This is a genomic window from Dellaglioa sp. CoH-56-MRSF-13 (assembly GCF_056782095.1).
Map to the genome: position 1 here is coordinate 278,251 of NZ_JBXAYC010000001.1, position 14,687 is coordinate 292,937.

General features: G+C 33.7%; 15 protein-coding genes. 13 read left to right on the plus strand and 2 right to left on the minus strand.

What is annotated here, in order from left to right:
• The 6 genes from AC1RP1_RS01300 (at position 1) to AC1RP1_RS01325 (ending at position 4,588) form a co-directional block, all read left to right on the plus strand.
• The gene (locus tag AC1RP1_RS01300) at positions 1 to 813 is read left to right on the plus strand and encodes a DUF6681 family protein (RefSeq protein WP_481760931.1); all 813 of its coding nucleotides are present in this window, start codon (positions 1 to 3) and stop codon (positions 811 to 813) included.
• Between the two features lie 151 nt (positions 814 to 964).
• Positions 965 to 1,702, plus strand: coding sequence for an amino acid ABC transporter ATP-binding protein (locus tag AC1RP1_RS01305; protein WP_409021667.1), 738 nt, complete (start codon positions 965 to 967; stop codon positions 1,700 to 1,702).
• Positions 1,703 to 1,735: 33 nt separating this feature from the next.
• A complete protein-coding gene (locus AC1RP1_RS01310; protein WP_481760930.1) occupies positions 1,736 to 2,563 on the plus strand; it encodes a glutamate ABC transporter substrate-binding protein in 828 nt (275 codons plus the stop codon).
• Positions 2,560 to 3,198 carry an amino acid ABC transporter permease gene (locus AC1RP1_RS01315; RefSeq protein ID WP_481760929.1) on the plus strand — a complete coding sequence of 213 codons (639 nt, stop codon included), beginning with the start codon at positions 2,560 to 2,562 and terminating at the stop codon, positions 3,196 to 3,198. The genes AC1RP1_RS01310 and AC1RP1_RS01315 overlap by 4 nt, the downstream gene beginning before the upstream one ends.
• Positions 3,199 to 3,215: 17 nt before the next feature.
• Positions 3,216 to 3,869 (plus strand): amino acid ABC transporter permease, encoded by a 654-nt coding sequence (locus AC1RP1_RS01320; protein WP_409021664.1) that lies wholly within the window; start codon positions 3,216 to 3,218, stop codon positions 3,867 to 3,869.
• A gap of 125 nt (positions 3,870 to 3,994) precedes the next feature.
• Positions 3,995 to 4,588, plus strand: a complete 594-nt coding sequence (locus tag AC1RP1_RS01325; RefSeq protein ID WP_481760928.1) for an NADPH-dependent FMN reductase — start codon at positions 3,995 to 3,997, stop codon at positions 4,586 to 4,588.
• 53 nt (positions 4,589 to 4,641) lie between these two features.
• Here AC1RP1_RS01325 and AC1RP1_RS01330 read toward each other — a convergent pair whose 3' ends face one another.
• Together AC1RP1_RS01330 and hflX are read right to left on the minus strand one after the other, a co-directional pair.
• Positions 4,642 to 5,979 (minus strand): APC family permease, encoded by a 1,338-nt coding sequence (locus AC1RP1_RS01330; protein WP_481761139.1) that lies wholly within the window; start codon positions 5,977 to 5,979, stop codon positions 4,642 to 4,644.
• A 146-nt stretch (positions 5,980 to 6,125) separates the two neighbouring features.
• Entirely contained in the window at positions 6,126 to 7,397 is a 1,272-nt protein-coding gene (hflX, locus tag AC1RP1_RS01335) for a GTPase HflX (protein ID WP_481760927.1), read from the minus strand.
• Positions 7,398 to 7,696: 299 nt separating this feature from the next.
• Between hflX and AC1RP1_RS01340 the strand changes: the two genes are divergently transcribed.
• The 7 genes from AC1RP1_RS01340 (at position 7,697) to AC1RP1_RS01370 (ending at position 14,651) form a co-directional block, all read left to right on the plus strand.
• Entirely contained in the window at positions 7,697 to 9,340 is a 1,644-nt protein-coding gene (locus AC1RP1_RS01340) for a peptide ABC transporter substrate-binding protein (RefSeq protein WP_481760926.1), read from the plus strand.
• A gap of 99 nt (positions 9,341 to 9,439) precedes the next feature.
• On the plus strand, positions 9,440 to 10,369 hold the full coding sequence (gene opp3b, locus AC1RP1_RS01345; protein WP_409021660.1) for an oligopeptide ABC transporter permease: 930 nt from the start codon (positions 9,440 to 9,442) through the stop codon (positions 10,367 to 10,369).
• Positions 10,370 to 10,371: 2 nt separating this feature from the next.
• Positions 10,372 to 11,397, plus strand: a complete 1,026-nt coding sequence (gene opp3C, locus AC1RP1_RS01350) for an oligopeptide ABC transporter permease (RefSeq protein ID WP_481760925.1) — start codon at positions 10,372 to 10,374, stop codon at positions 11,395 to 11,397.
• A gap of 10 nt (positions 11,398 to 11,407) precedes the next feature.
• Positions 11,408 to 12,475 (plus strand): ABC transporter ATP-binding protein, encoded by a 1,068-nt coding sequence (locus tag AC1RP1_RS01355; RefSeq protein ID WP_481760924.1) that lies wholly within the window; start codon positions 11,408 to 11,410, stop codon positions 12,473 to 12,475.
• A 19-nt stretch (positions 12,476 to 12,494) separates the two neighbouring features.
• A complete protein-coding gene (locus AC1RP1_RS01360; protein ID WP_481760923.1) occupies positions 12,495 to 13,454 on the plus strand; it encodes an ABC transporter ATP-binding protein in 960 nt (319 codons plus the stop codon).
• 267 nt (positions 13,455 to 13,721) lie between these two features.
• The gene (locus AC1RP1_RS01365; protein ID WP_481760922.1) at positions 13,722 to 14,081 is read left to right on the plus strand and encodes a hypothetical protein; all 360 of its coding nucleotides are present in this window, start codon (positions 13,722 to 13,724) and stop codon (positions 14,079 to 14,081) included.
• A 219-nt stretch (positions 14,082 to 14,300) separates the two neighbouring features.
• Positions 14,301 to 14,651: a hypothetical protein gene (locus AC1RP1_RS01370; protein WP_481760921.1), complete on the plus strand. Its 351-nt coding sequence runs from the start codon at positions 14,301 to 14,303 to the stop codon at positions 14,649 to 14,651.
• Positions 14,652 to 14,687: the final 36 nt, after the last annotated feature.

The window sequence follows — 14,687 nt, forward strand, 5'->3', positions numbered from 1 at the left end:
ATGTTTAGTTTACTAGATTTAGCAAACCATTATTTAGGGTTTATTAATGTTAATTTAAAATTAAAAAATAGAATTTATACTGTTTTAGGCTTTCTTGGTAATTGGTATTTATTGTATATCGCATCACGATATTTCATAAATGGTTATTATGTTAGAGGTAGTTTGTTTATTCTTGCTTTTTTTGTTTTATTATATTTTATTGTTTTAAATGTTATTCATTATTTTACAAATAAAACAACTAAATTTGATCCTTCACCGAAAATTGAAAAATTGTTGGGCGGACCGCCTAAGGAAGAAATTGAAGGAGATAAACGTCGCCGAATGCAACCAGGTTATGTTCAAACGAATGGCCTATTTGATTCTAAAATGCTGATGCCAGCGACACTTAGGACAAATAGAAACGAAAAAGTAAGTATTCAAAAAATTGCTGATCAAATGAAGCAAGTTAAGTATTCAGATTTTGATTATGATGGATTGTCAGATGATGCTATTATAAAAGAAATTCAGAAAACAGGAAAACCAGTGTCAGAGTTAGCACAGCCCGTTGCTTTTCCATTTTTTGAATTAAAAATAGAAGACGAAAAAATGAATGTTTACGCTGGAATGAATCAGATTGATAAACAATTGATTGGTCGCCTAACCCATGTTGGTTTATCTGATATTGAAACGGCTAAAGAACAATATGATATTTACTTAGCAACAGCAACTATTTATGGTGGTAATCAGAAGGTTGCTGGTCGATCATCAGTTATTGAAGAATCACATAAATTTCACGTTAAAGTTCAAATTGCCTATAAAGAAAAAGAAAATTAGTAAAAAAGTGATAGCAAATAACTACATTGCTATCACTTTTTTTGTGATTATATGGTACATTTAAAAAAGACTGCAATTAAACATCCATTTGGTAGTATAATTAAAGTATCACAAAAAAGAATAAAAGAGTTAAGAGAAGGGGATTGAGAGTATGGCAATGATCGAATTTAAAAATGTGGAGAAATATTACGATAAATTTCACGCATTGAAGAATATCAATTTAAAAGTTGAAGCAGGCGAAGTCGTCGTTATTATCGGGCCATCTGGTTCTGGAAAAAGTACATTAATCAGAACTATCAATGGTTTAGAGCAAGTTAACGAGGGGCAACTATTAGTTGATAATTTTGATTTAGCAGATAAGAAAACGAATATTGATAAAATCAGAAAAAATGTTGGGATGGTATTTCAACATTTTAACTTGTACGAAAACAAAACTGTTTTAGAAAATATTATGCTTGCACCACGTTTAGTTTTAAAACGGGATGAAGCTGAAAATAAAAAAATCGCAATGGATTTATTAAAAACAGTTGGACTTGATGATAAAGCACAATCATATCCTAGAATGTTATCAGGTGGACAATCGCAAAGAATTGCCATTGCCCGTAGTCTAGCTATGAAACCTAAGGCGCTATTATTTGATGAACCAACTTCTGCATTAGATCCTGAAACAATTGACGATGTTTTAAAAGTTATGAAAGATATCGCTAAAAATGATGGGATCACAATGATTGTTGTAACTCATGAAATGGGCTTTGCTCGTGAAGTAGCCGATCGTGTTATTTTCATGGCTGATGGTCAAATTCTTGAGGATGATACAACAGTAGAATTTTTCGACAATCCAAAAGAAGAACGTGCAAAAAAATTCTTGAGTAAAATTATTAAACATTAAGGAGCTCAAGACTGTGAGAGTGGGGATTAAAATATGAAACAATTAAGAAAAATTAGCTTATTGTTTATGAGTATAGCTATGGTATTAGTTATTGCAGGCTGTGGAGCGCAAAGTAAAGCCAACATTGCAACAACAGCTAAAGAAACAAAAACAATTAACTGGGGTGTTAAAGCAGATACGAAGTTATTTGGTTTAATGAACATCAAAACCGGTGAAATCCAAGGATTTGATATTGATATTGCTAAGGCAGTGACAAAAAAAATCTTAGGTAAAGATGGTAAAGCTAATTTTGTTCAGGTAACAAGTAAAACAAGAATTCCACTTTTGAAAAATGGAAATATTGATGCAATTATTGCGACGATGTCCATTTCTAAAGATCGTGAAAAACAAGTTGATTTTTCTAACTCTTATTTTGCTGCCGGACAAGCTATTTTAGTTAAAAGAACAAGCTCAATTAAATCCGTAAAAGATTTGAATAAAGACGGTATGGTTGTTTTAGGTGTTAAGGGTTCAACTTCAGTTATTAACATGAAGAAGTATGCACCTAAAGCAGAAGTGCTGGAACTAGATGATTATGCGCAAGCATTAACCGCACTAAAATCTGGTCAAGGTGATGCTTTAACAACTGATAATGGTATTTTATATGGGATGGTTAAAGAGAATTCTGATTTTGCTGTTGTTGGTGGTACTTTTACGCATGAACCTTACGGAATTGCGATTGATAAAGGCCAAGGTGAATTTAAGAATGAAGTTAATAAGGCTTTAGCTGAAATGCGTGCCGATGGCTCGTATGAAAAATTATTAAACAAATGGTTTGGCGATATTCCAGGATTTAGTGTGAAGGAGGCGAGTCAACAATGATTACGATTTTTACAGAACATTGGCAAGCCTTATTAACAGGACTTGGCTATACATTGTGTTCAAGTGTACTCGCATTATTTTTTAGTTTAATTATAGGTTCGTTCTTTGCAATTTTGGAAGAAATGCCATATCGAATTTTAAAAATTATTGCACGTATCTATATTGAAATATTTAGAAATATTCCGTTATTGGTTGTTGCAATGTTTTTCTACGTTGTGGTACCTATGTACGTTACGAATATCAACGGATTTACAGCTGGAACAATCGGACTAACGATTTACACATCTGCCTTTATTGCAGAAACAGTTCGTGCTGGGATTAGAGCTGTTGATCCTGGACAAATGGAAGGTGCTCGCTCAAACGGGTTAACATTCATGCAATCGATGTTTCATATTATTTTACCCCAGGCATTTAAATATGTGATTCCACCTTTGGGTAATCAGTTCATTAATTTGGTAAAAAACTCTTCAGTTTTAGCCTTCGTTGCTGGATTTGATTTAATGTACCAAGGTGATATTATCGCATCAACAACATTTGATACAATCAACACGTACATTATCGTTGGGGTGTTATATTTAATTATCACGATGCCATTAAGTTATTACATGAGACATTTAGAAAAGAAATTAAGTTAAAGGGGGTCTAGAAAAATATGTCAGATTTTATTGCAGCATATAGTTGGGAAAATATTCGCTACTTACTACAAGGATTATTAGTAACAATCGAAGTTTCAGTTATTTCAATTATTTTCAGTTTTATAATTGGCGCTATTCTAGGCCTAACACGATATATTAAAGTAAAACGTTTATCTGCTATAGTTGGTTTTATAATTGATTTAATTCGAAATTTACCATTACTTTTAATCTTATTTTTCGTTTATTTTGGCTTAGCAAATGTTGGTATTCGGTTATCAATTTTCTGGTCAGCAACGTTAGCGATGACCGTTTTCGAATCAGCAATGTTAGCTGAAATCATTCGAAGTGGTATTCAAGCTGTTGAACCCGGACAAATGGAAGGTGCTCGCGCAAATGGTCTAACTTATTGGCAAGGTCTGCGTGTGATTGTCTTACCACAAGCTTTAAAGAAAATGATTCCACCATTGGTTAGTCAATTTATCTCATTAATTAAAGATACGTCATTGGCTACTATCATTGTTTTACCAGAGTTACTGTATCATGCACAATTAGTATACGGTCAAAATACTAATTATGTTATTCCAATGTTCGTCGCTTTAGCAGTGATGTACTTCGTCGTTTGTTATGCACTATCATTGGTTTCAAGATACTTAGAAAGACGCTTAGCGTAGACAATAAAATAAAAATGGTTGTTGAAATCTATATAGATTTTAGCAACCATTTTTATTAGTTAGTAGAATCGGCATAAAATGACGGTTTGTTTGATTGAAAAATAAATTAGAAAGAAGATGATGTCATGGTGAAAATTGCTGTTATTCTAGGGAGTTCAAGAGAGAATTCTATTGGTAAAAGGGTCATTAAGTATATTGAAGGAGTAGCAAAAAATCAGGATAATGTTGAATTTTCATTTCTAAAATTAAGTGACTATCAGTTAACCTTCTTCCACGAAAAATTGGCACCTATGCAAAATGAAAATCGACAACTACCTGAAAATGAAGCACGATGGATAGCGGATGTAGCTGCGGCAGATGGCTTTATTATCTTAACGCCTGAATATAATCATGCTATTCCAGCCGTTTTGAAAAATGCAATCGATTATTTGGCTTTTGAAGGGCAACGTAAACCAGTTAAGATTGTGGGCTACTCAGATAACATGCGCGGTGCACAATTTGCAACAGCTGAATTAGTACCTATTTTGAATCGATTAGGATTTATCACGTTGCCTACGCCAACATTATTGGGAATAGTTGATCAAACATTTAATGAAGATGGACAACTAAATAACGATGCTAAGTTAACAGATTATACAAAAAATAAAATTGCTCAGACTTTGCAAGAAATTAAATTTTATACACAACTTTTTGTGAATAATCCTTTTCCCGGAAAATGATGAATTAAAAATAAAAATGTGTAATGACAATAGCTGTCATTACACATTTTTTATTATAGATCTTTATTTTTATGTGTTTCGTATAAATAAACCGGGATACCAAGTGCAACAATTGTAAATGAAATTAAAACACCTACAATATCTGATTGAACTTCGCTAACTAAAACGAAGGCTGCACCTAAGATAGCAACAATAGGTGTTATGGGGAACAATGGAACTGAGAAAACACGTTTTAAATCTGTTCCTTTATTCCGACGGCGTAAGATAAAGAGGCCGACGAAAGTCATAACATAAAAGCAATAAACTGTAAAAATACAAATTTCAGATAAGCGATCAGCATCAAAAAATAAAATCATAATCGCTGCAATACTTAAAGCCACACATGTTGCAATAACAGGTGAATGTGATTTTGGATGTAAATAAGATATTTCTTTATGGAAAGGTAATTGTTTGTTCTTACCCATTGCCCACATAATTCGAGGGAATGTCATGATTTTACCGTTCATACAACCAAGAATAGAAATAATGACACCGATATTCATAATTTTTCCACCAAGTTGGCCAAAGGCAATCTTAGCAAATTGTGGTGTTGCATTTTCGCCTAGTTGATGGATTTGACTAGCAGGCATGACACGCATAATACTGAACGAAACAAGAATATAAATAAGAAGAACAATTGAAATTCCTAAAACAATAGCTCTAGGTAATGTCTTTTTAGGATTTTTAATTTCATCACCCATATTAGCAATCAGAATCCAACCATCATAAGCAAATAAAGTAGCTAGTATACCAACACCAAAATTATTTGTAGAGTGACTGACAGTTGCAACAGATTGGCCAAGTGCATTTGCATTGCCAAAAAATAAACCAAAAATAATAATAGCAGCAATAGGGAATAATTTACAAATAGTTGTAATAATCTGGAATGAAGCACCATAACGATTTGATAGCATATTTAGGAAGCCAATAGAAATGACTGCAATTAATGCGATTAAATGAGAATAACCAGCTGGAATACTAAAGAAATCTACTATTAAAATAGCAAGGTACGCGCCTAACGCAGCAATCATAGCTGGTCCATACACGATAACTTGCATCCAACCAGCTAAGAAACCCCAAATTTTACCGTAAATTTTTTCCATGTAGATATATAATCCACCGGTTTCTGGAATTTGAGATCCAATTTCAGCAACAGTTAGTCCAGCGGTTAAGGTTATGATACCACCACATAGCCATGCGAGCAGGGCATTTGTAGTAGAGCCGGTGTAGTCAAGTACCGAAGCTTGTTTAAAGAAGATACCAGAACCAATAACAGTTCCGATTACGATTGATAATGCTGACCATAGACCTAACGATCTGTTAAGTCCAACTGCTGGTTTTTTTTCCAAAATTGAATCCTCCTTTTCTAAAATGAATAGTTGCATTTTAGCATAACAGCGGGAATCATGCAATAAACTAGATATGATTATGACGACAAAAAAGAGTGCGTGAATCGGCTATTTCAGACCGATTCACGCACTCTTTTTATAGAATTATTTTAAACGATGTAATCTTGCAATTGGGTTGCAATAGTTTTTGTTGCATCAATCTTTAATTTTGTACCTGATTCTTCATAATCTGTTTCTAAGATAGTTGCCTTTTCATTGATTAAATCAACAAGTTGACCTTTATCAAATGGGATAAGAACAGTCATAATTTCGTTATCTTTAAAGACATTCTTTTTAATGATATCTACTAATTGATTAAGTGATTTTTCATCACGCGCACTATAAGTGAATTTATCATCTGAGAAAGTAGGATAATCAATATTTGCTAAATCAGCTTTATTATAGGCATAAATCATCGGAATGTTTTCGACGCCAATAGCTTTTAATGTATCTTCAGTTGTTTGAATCATTTCCTCAGCATGTTTATCAGCCACGTCAATCACTTGGATAAGTAAATCAGCTTGTGCAGCTTCAGCCAAGGTTGTACGGAAAGCTTTTACTAATTGGTGAGGCAATTTGCTGACAAAACCAACAGTATCGCTCAATAAAATTTGTTTTTTATCTTCAAATTGAATATTACGGACACTTGTATCTAATGTAGCAAACAACATATTCTTTTCAAAAACTTGTTTGTCATCATCTTGTCCGATTAGACGAAGCAAGCCGTTCATTGTCGTTGATTTACCTGAATTAGTATAACCAACTAATGCAACAGTCGGAATACCAGATTTATCACGTTGTTTACGTCTAGTAGATTCTTCTTTGTCCATTTCAGCAAGATCTTTTTTAATGTGGTTAATCCGATTTTCAATCACACGACGATCTAATTCAATCTTCGTTTCGCCAGCACCACGGTTAGCGAGTCCACCACCAGATTGTTGATCTAGTTTATCTTGCATCCCTCTTAAACGAGGTAACTGATATTGAAGTTGAGCCATTTGAACTTGGAGTTTTGCTTCGCGTGATTGTGCTCTTGAAGCAAAAATAGCTAAAATCAGGCCTGTACGATCCATAACTTCCATACCTGATGCAGCTTCAAGGTTACGAATTTGAGTTGGTGATAATTCGTCGTTTACAACTAAAATTTTCACACCTTGTGCTTCACTTTCAGTCTTGAATTCTTCAGCTTTACCTTTACCAAAGTAAAGGGCAGCAGTTGGTCGATCTAATTTCTGACGAATGTCTTCAACAGCATGCATGTTGTTAGCTTCGACTAATGCAGCTAATTCAGACATTGTATAATCTAAATTTTCACGTTGTTTTTCGATACCAGCAATGAAAACGTCAATAACTGGTATTTCTGTAGAATAAGTTTCTTTCATGAGAACCTCCTCGTGGAACTTAATTAATAGGTTAAGTATAACATTTATTCAAAAAAATATTCGAACATCAAAATAAGTTAACTGAATTAAATGAGAATTAATGAATAAAAATGGCCAAACTCTCATTTTAACAACGTGCAAATGTTATGAGTTGAATATTTTATATAGTTAAACGGCTTTTTTAAAGGCGCTTGAATCTCTTTTTAATTAAATTAGAGTTTAATGTTGATTTTAATCTTTTTCTAATGTAAGATAAACCTACGTTAAGAAAAGGTAAATAAAAAAGGAGAGGTCATATTATGAAGTTAAAGTCAGTTTTGAAATTAAGTGGTGTGCTAGCATTGTCTGTCATTGTCTTGGCAGCGTGTGGATCTAAATCTTCATCTTCAGATAGTAAAGAACTCGCTGATAAACAGGTTATTAATTGGTCTGAAACAGCTGAATTACCATCGATGGATTTATCGACAGCAACGGATACAGTTAGCTTTAACATGTTGAACAATACTAATGAAGGTTTATACAGAATTGGTAAGAACAGTAAAGTGTCAAATGCACTTGCAACTAAAACAACCGTTTCAAAAGATGGCATGACTTATACATTTAAACTTCGTGATTCAAAATGGAGCAACGGAGACGATGTAACGGCTAAAGATTTTGTTTATTCATGGCAACGGACCGTTAATCCTAAGACAGCTTCACAATATGGTTACCTCTTCTCAGGGATTAAAAATTATGATGCAATCAGCGCGGGTAAGATGGCGCCATCAACATTGGGAATCAAAGCAACTGACAAACATACATTAGTTGTAACACTTGATAAAAAAGTACCATATTTCAAATTATTGATGGGCTTCCCAACGTTCTATCCACAAAATCAAAAAGTTGTTGAAAAGTATGGTTCTAAATATGGCACACAAAGCAAATACATGGTTTACAATGGTCCATTTACATTAAATGATTGGACAGGAACTAACTTAACTTGGGACCTAAAGAAAAATGACACTTATTGGGATAAAAAAGCAGTTAAGCTAACACAAATGAATTTCCAAGTTTCTAAAGATAATACAACAAGCTATAATTTATACCAAAGTCAAAAATTAGATATGACGAATTTATCTGCTGAACAAGCTAAAACATTGAAAACAGATAAAGACTATATCACACGTAAACAAGCATCAACGTTCTACTTACAATACAATCAAAAGAATAAATTATTTAATAACCAAAAGATTCGTCAAGCTATTTCATTAGTTATCAACAGAAAACAATTTGTTGATAAAATTTTAGGGGATGGCTCAACTGTTGCGACAGGTTTAGTATCATCAGGTCTTGCTTCAAATCCTAAAACAGGCGAAGATTTTGCAAAAGAATCAACCGTTAAATCAACTGCAAATACAGACATTGCAAAAGCAAAAGAATTATGGAAAGCAGGATTAAAAGAAGTTGGTGTTACAAAAGCTAGTTTCTCACTTCTAAGTGATGATACTGATAAAGCTAAGAAAACAAATGAATTTTTACAAAATGCGATTGAAGATAACTTAGATGGTGCGGATGTAACATTAACAAATATCCCATTCAAATCACGTTTAGCAAAATCAACTAGTGGTGATTTCGATATTGTTGTTACAGCATGGGGTGCTGATTTCTCAGACCCAATCTCATTCTTAGATTTATTTACTTCAGATAATTCACAAAATGCAGGTAAATGGAAAAATAGTGAATATGATGCATTGATTAAAGCTTCAAAAACAACAGATGCAAGTAATGCAGATAAACGTTGGGATGATTTAGTTAAGGCTGAAAAAATCTTGATGAAAGATCAAGGAATTGCACCTCTTTACCAAATGGCTCAAGCTCAATTATTAAGATCAACAGTTAAAGGTGTTATCTACAATGGAGCTGGTATCAATTACAATTTCAAAGATGCTTATGTTACTAAATAATTAATTAACGTGTTAAAATTTAACAAGTGAGAGTTAGCTACCACGGCTAATTCTGACTTGTTTTAATTACATAATAAAGCAAAAGTGAGGGTCAGAATTATGGGTAAATACCTAGTTAAACGAATTTTTTATATGCTACTGACGTTGTTTTTAGTCGCAACCATTACCTTCTTTTTAATGAAGTTAATGCCTGGATCACCTTATGCGAATCAGCAAAAAATGACAACTGAGCAATTACAGATTATGAATGAACAATATGGATTGAATAAACCCGTATGGCAACAATATCTCATTTACTTAGTGGGATTAGTTAAGGGTGATTTAGGAACGTCATTCCAATACAGTAATCAACCTGTGTCATACCTAATTTCAAGCCGTATTGGACCATCCGGACAACTTGGATTACAAGCTATCATCTTCGGAATAGTTATTGGAATTGTGATTGGTGCCATTGGTGCGATTAACAAAAATACTTGGATTGATACTTCTTCAACAATTTTATCAATCTTAGGTATCTCAATTCCTTCTTTCGTCTTAGCTGTTTTATTACAGTATTACGTAGGATTAAAGTTAGGCTGGTTACCAATTGCTGATTGGGGCGGATTCAGTTACACGATTCTACCGACAATTGCTTTAGGGGTTGGCCCACTGGCGGAGACGGCCAGGTTCATTCGAACCGAGATGGTGGATGTCCTAAGCAGTGATTACATTGAACTGGCTAAGGCTAAAGGATTAACAAAGTTTGGCGTTGTATTCCACCATGCTTTACGTAATAGTTTAATTCCTTTAGTAACATTAATCGGCCCTTATACGGTTGCATTAATGACTGGTTCAATGGTTGTTGAAAATATATTCTCAATTCCTGGAATTGGTGAACAATTCGTAAAATCAATTTTGACAAATGATTTCCCCACAATCATGGGTGTTACAATGCTTTATTCAGCTGGACTAGTAGTTGTTATCTTATTAACAGATATCATTTACGGTATTATTGACCCAAGAATTCGATTAACTGGAAGGAGAAATTAACGATGGCAGATAAAATTGACCTACCAGTAGATGCATTTGAACCGTTAGATAAAAATAACGCTATTGATAATGAAAAAATTGCTGCACCGTCGTTGACTTTCGTTCAGGATGCTTGGCGTCGGTTGAAGAAAAATAAAGGGGCTTTTATCTCACTTTGGGTCCTGGTTGCAATTTTTATTTTGGCATTTGGATCCCCCATTTTAGCACCACATAGTGCAACAGAACAAAATGTTGAGTATACAAATTTACCACCTAAAATTCCTGGTGTACCAATAGATGGATTAAATGGAAAGTTAAAAACATCATCAGGTAGCTGGTATGATGCTTATGAACAAAATAGTATTCCAAAAGATAAATACTTTATTTTAGGAACGGATGTTTTTGGACGTGATTTGTTATCAAGAATTATGTATGGAACTAAGATTTCCTTAATCGTGGCACTAGTTGCTGCATTAGTCGATTTAGGAGTCGGTGTTGCTTATGGAATCTTGTCCGGTTGGCGTGGCGGACGTGTTGATACATTCATGCAGCGAATCATCGAAATTATTTCATCGGTACCTAACTTGGTCGTTATTGTTTTAATGTTATTGGTTTTCAAACCAGGTTTAACATCAATTATTTTAGCAATTGCAGTGACTGGTTGGACAACGATGGCTCGATTAGTTCGGGCACAAACGTTGAAATTAAAAGATCAAGAATATATTCTTGCAGCTCGAACTTTAGGCGAGTCACCCGTAAAAATTGCAGTGAAACATTTACTACCTAACTTATCGAGTGTGATTATTATTCAAACAATGTTTACAATTCCTAGTGCTATTTTCTTCGAAGCTTTCTTAAGTTTCATCGGAATTGGGATTAGTGCTCCTCAAGCTTCACTTGGGTCATTATTGAATGATGGTCAAAAGAATTTCCAGTTTTTACCATACCAAATGTGGTATCCAGCAATTGTTTTATGTATTATCATGGTTGCCTTCAACTTATTAGGTGATGGACTCCGTGATGCCTTTGATCCAAAAACGAAAGAGTAGGTGTTGAAAAATGGCAGAAAATATTTTAGAAGTTAACAATCTAGAAATTAATTTTCATACGTATGCTGGAGATGTTAAAGCCATACGTGATGTTAGTTTTCATCTGGCTAAAGGTGAAACTTTAGCAATCGTTGGTGAATCAGGTTCCGGTAAATCCGTTACAACAAAAAGTTTAATGGGATTATTAGCTAATAATGCAGAAGTTATGGGTGGAGAAATTCTTTTTCATGGTGAAGATTTACTTAAAAAATCAGAAAAACAAATGGAAAACATTCGTGGTAAAGATATCGCAATGATTTTCCAAGACCCAATGACTTCTTTAGATCCTACTATGAGAATTGGTAGACAAATTGCTGAACCATTAATGAAGCATAAACATGTAAAAAAAGAAAAAGCAATGGCGCAAGCCTTGGAAATTTTGAAGTTAGTTGGGATTACAGATGCTAAAAAACGCTTTAAGGACTATCCACATCAATTTTCTGGTGGTCAACGCCAACGAATTGTTATTGCGATTTCATTAGTTTGTTATCCAGAAATTTTAATTGCTGATGAACCAACAACAGCTTTAGATGTAACCATCCAAGCACAGATTTTGGAATTAATGAAAGAATTACAAGCAAAAATTGAAACATCAATTATTTTCATTACCCATGATCTAGGGGTTGTTGCTGGTATGGCTAATCGTGTAGCGGTTATGTATGCAGGTCGGATTGTTGAATATGGGACAGTCGATGAGGTCTTTTATAACCCACAACATCCATATACTTGGGGCTTATTGAATTCAATGCCAACACTTGATAGTGAACATCTGTACGCAATTCCAGGTACACCTCCTGATTTATTGGATCCACCAAAAGGGGATGCATTTGCCGCTCGGAATGAGTACGCTATGAAGATTGATACAGAACAACAACCACCATTCTTCGATGTTTCACCAACACATGCAGCAGCTACATGGTTGTTGCATCCAGATGCACCTAAAGTAACGCCGCCAGTTGAAATTCAAAGACGGTATAAAATTTTTGCAAAACAACAAGAAACAAAAATTAAAGCGAATCAAAATTTGGTAGAAAACTAAGGAAGGGGAGCTGAACATAGTGGAACAAAAGAAAAATAAAATTTTAAAAGTCCGTCATTTAAAACAATATTTTAATGTCGGCAAACCAGACGAAGTGAAAGCTATCGATGATATTTCATTTGATATTTATGAAGGCGAGACATTTGGCTTGGTGGGCGAGTCAGGGTCTGGTAAAACAACAACAGGTCGTAGTATCATCAATTTATATGAACCAACTGATGGTAAAATTGATTTTGATGGTGTTGATATTCGTAAAATTAAGTCTAAAAAAGATAAATTACAATTTCGCCGTGACATGCAAATGATTTTTCAAGATCCATATGCATCACTAAATCCACGAATGAAAGTTAAAGATATTGTGGCAGAAGGAATAGATATTCACCATTTAGCTGCCAATGATGAAGCACGTGCGAAACGTGTTGAAGAATTATTAGAAACAGTTGGATTGAATAAAGATCATTCTAGCCGCTACCCCCATGAATTTTCAGGTGGCCAACGCCAACGTATTGGTATTGCTCGTGCTTTAGCTGTAGAACCTAAGTTTATCATCGCAGATGAACCTATTTCTGCATTAGATGTTTCAATTCAAGCGCAGGTTGTTAATTTGTTGAAGGAATTACAAATTGAACATAACTTAACATATTTGTTTATTGCACATGATTTATCAATGGTTAAATATATCAGTGATCGAATTGGTGTGATGCATTATGGTAAGTTATTAGAAATAGCTCCTGCAGACGAAATATATACACATCCTTTACACGATTATACAGCCAGTTTAATCTCGGCCGTTCCTGTTCCTGACCCTGAATTTGAACGTAATCGCATTCCAGTACCATACGATTCGTCAGTTGAGGCAGATGGTAAAAAACGTCGAATGGTTGAAATTTCGCCAGAACATTTTGTTTTAGCAAGTGAAGATGAAATCCCTATGTATAAGGAACGAGCTGCCAATACTTTGGCAGAAGAAGCTGAATAATAAATCAGAAAGATCTTTTCAAGAATTTTTGAAAAGGTCTTTTTTGATTTTAAAAAGGGTGTAAACTATTAATTGTATGAGTATCTTAAATATATTAAAGGAAGTATAAAAATTTTAGGTAATTATGCATAAAATAATGTATACTAGATGTATTAGAATTAGGTAACGACATAACTATTTTTTGATTTGGGAATGAATAAAAGGTTCAACTAAAACGTTATGTGGAACAAAGGGTTTTATATGGTGGGGAGAATGGGAGCACCCAACATGATAGATGATACAGAAGTATATAATGAAGCGTACAAAGAATTACCGTATGATGTACAATTACTTTTTCAAGAGGGGCGTCTCTGCGAAAAAGATAATGATTTAGCCGTATTATTCGATTTATTTATTAAAAGTACAATTAATTTTACTGAATTCTATGGATTTAACGATGATAGAAAGCAGCTATTTGATGAATTGAAACAAAATCCAGAAGAGGCCGCGCAGTTAATTAAGCAATATCGGTATTATCGTAATTGGTTCGAAAAATATCAGGCTAATGTTAATTGTTTTTCGAAATTAAGATTTCTAACTGTCTGTGAATGGTATGATGGTCAACAAGCATATGCAAGTAATAATTAAGAAATGCTATCATACAAGAAATTAAGTAAAAAAAAGTTAGAATATAAAATTAATTTAACTTAAAATGCGAACTTAAAATATACGGCAAGCTTAACAATATTGTTAAGCTTTTTTTGTTTTTATAAGACGCAGAAAAAATTAAAATAGATAACAAGCCAAGTGCTTGTTATCGATGAGAAGGGTGTGGTATATTAATTGCAATTATCGGGGGGTAATCGAATGAGTTTAGGTGAAGGAATAAAAAATGTAAACGCATTACCGTATGATGTGAGGCTATTATTAGAGGAAAGAAATATTCCGGAGAATCAAATGAGTTGGGAAATTATTTCTGATGTGTTTCTTGAAAGTATTGCGACTTACACAGCATTTTATGGATTTAATGAGGATCGTAGAGCGCTATTCAATGATTTAAAAAATGATAAAAATGAGGCCAATCAAATTATAACAACCTATAAAGAATATCGTGAGTGGTTTAAATACTATCACGTTCATTTTGAAAATCTAGAAGATGTGAGGTTTTTAACGATTTGTGAGTCAATAGGTGTAGATGGCATAATAATAAAAGATTAAATTCAAAAACGCTATGACTACTTTTAATTAAGTAGT

What these genes read in the sequence shown, in the direction of transcription:
- AC1RP1_RS01305 (WP_409021667.1), top strand. Translation starts at nt 965, where the DNA reads ATGGCAATGATCGAATTTAAAAATGTGGAGAAATATTACGATAAATTT.
- opp3b (WP_409021660.1), top strand. Translation starts at nt 9,440, where the DNA reads ATGGGTAAATACCTAGTTAAACGAATTTTTTATATGCTACTGACGTTG.
- opp3C (WP_481760925.1), top strand. Translation starts at nt 10,372, where the DNA reads ATGGCAGATAAAATTGACCTACCAGTAGATGCATTTGAACCGTTAGAT.
- hflX (WP_481760927.1), bottom strand. Translation starts at nt 7,397, where the DNA reads ATGAAAGAAACTTATTCTACAGAAATACCAGTTATTGACGTTTTCATT.
- AC1RP1_RS01325 (WP_481760928.1), top strand. Translation starts at nt 3,995, where the DNA reads ATGGTGAAAATTGCTGTTATTCTAGGGAGTTCAAGAGAGAATTCTATT.
- AC1RP1_RS01320 (WP_409021664.1), top strand. Translation starts at nt 3,216, where the DNA reads ATGTCAGATTTTATTGCAGCATATAGTTGGGAAAATATTCGCTACTTA.
- AC1RP1_RS01340 (WP_481760926.1), top strand. Translation starts at nt 7,697, where the DNA reads ATGAAGTTAAAGTCAGTTTTGAAATTAAGTGGTGTGCTAGCATTGTCT.
- AC1RP1_RS01355 (WP_481760924.1), top strand. Translation starts at nt 11,408, where the DNA reads ATGGCAGAAAATATTTTAGAAGTTAACAATCTAGAAATTAATTTTCAT.
- AC1RP1_RS01310 (WP_481760930.1), top strand. Translation starts at nt 1,736, where the DNA reads ATGAAACAATTAAGAAAAATTAGCTTATTGTTTATGAGTATAGCTATG.
- AC1RP1_RS01300 (WP_481760931.1), top strand. Translation starts at nt 1, where the DNA reads ATGTTTAGTTTACTAGATTTAGCAAACCATTATTTAGGGTTTATTAAT.
- AC1RP1_RS01370 (WP_481760921.1), top strand. Translation starts at nt 14,301, where the DNA reads ATGAGTTTAGGTGAAGGAATAAAAAATGTAAACGCATTACCGTATGAT.
- AC1RP1_RS01315 (WP_481760929.1), top strand. Translation starts at nt 2,560, where the DNA reads ATGATTACGATTTTTACAGAACATTGGCAAGCCTTATTAACAGGACTT.
- AC1RP1_RS01365 (WP_481760922.1), top strand. Translation starts at nt 13,722, where the DNA reads ATGATAGATGATACAGAAGTATATAATGAAGCGTACAAAGAATTACCG.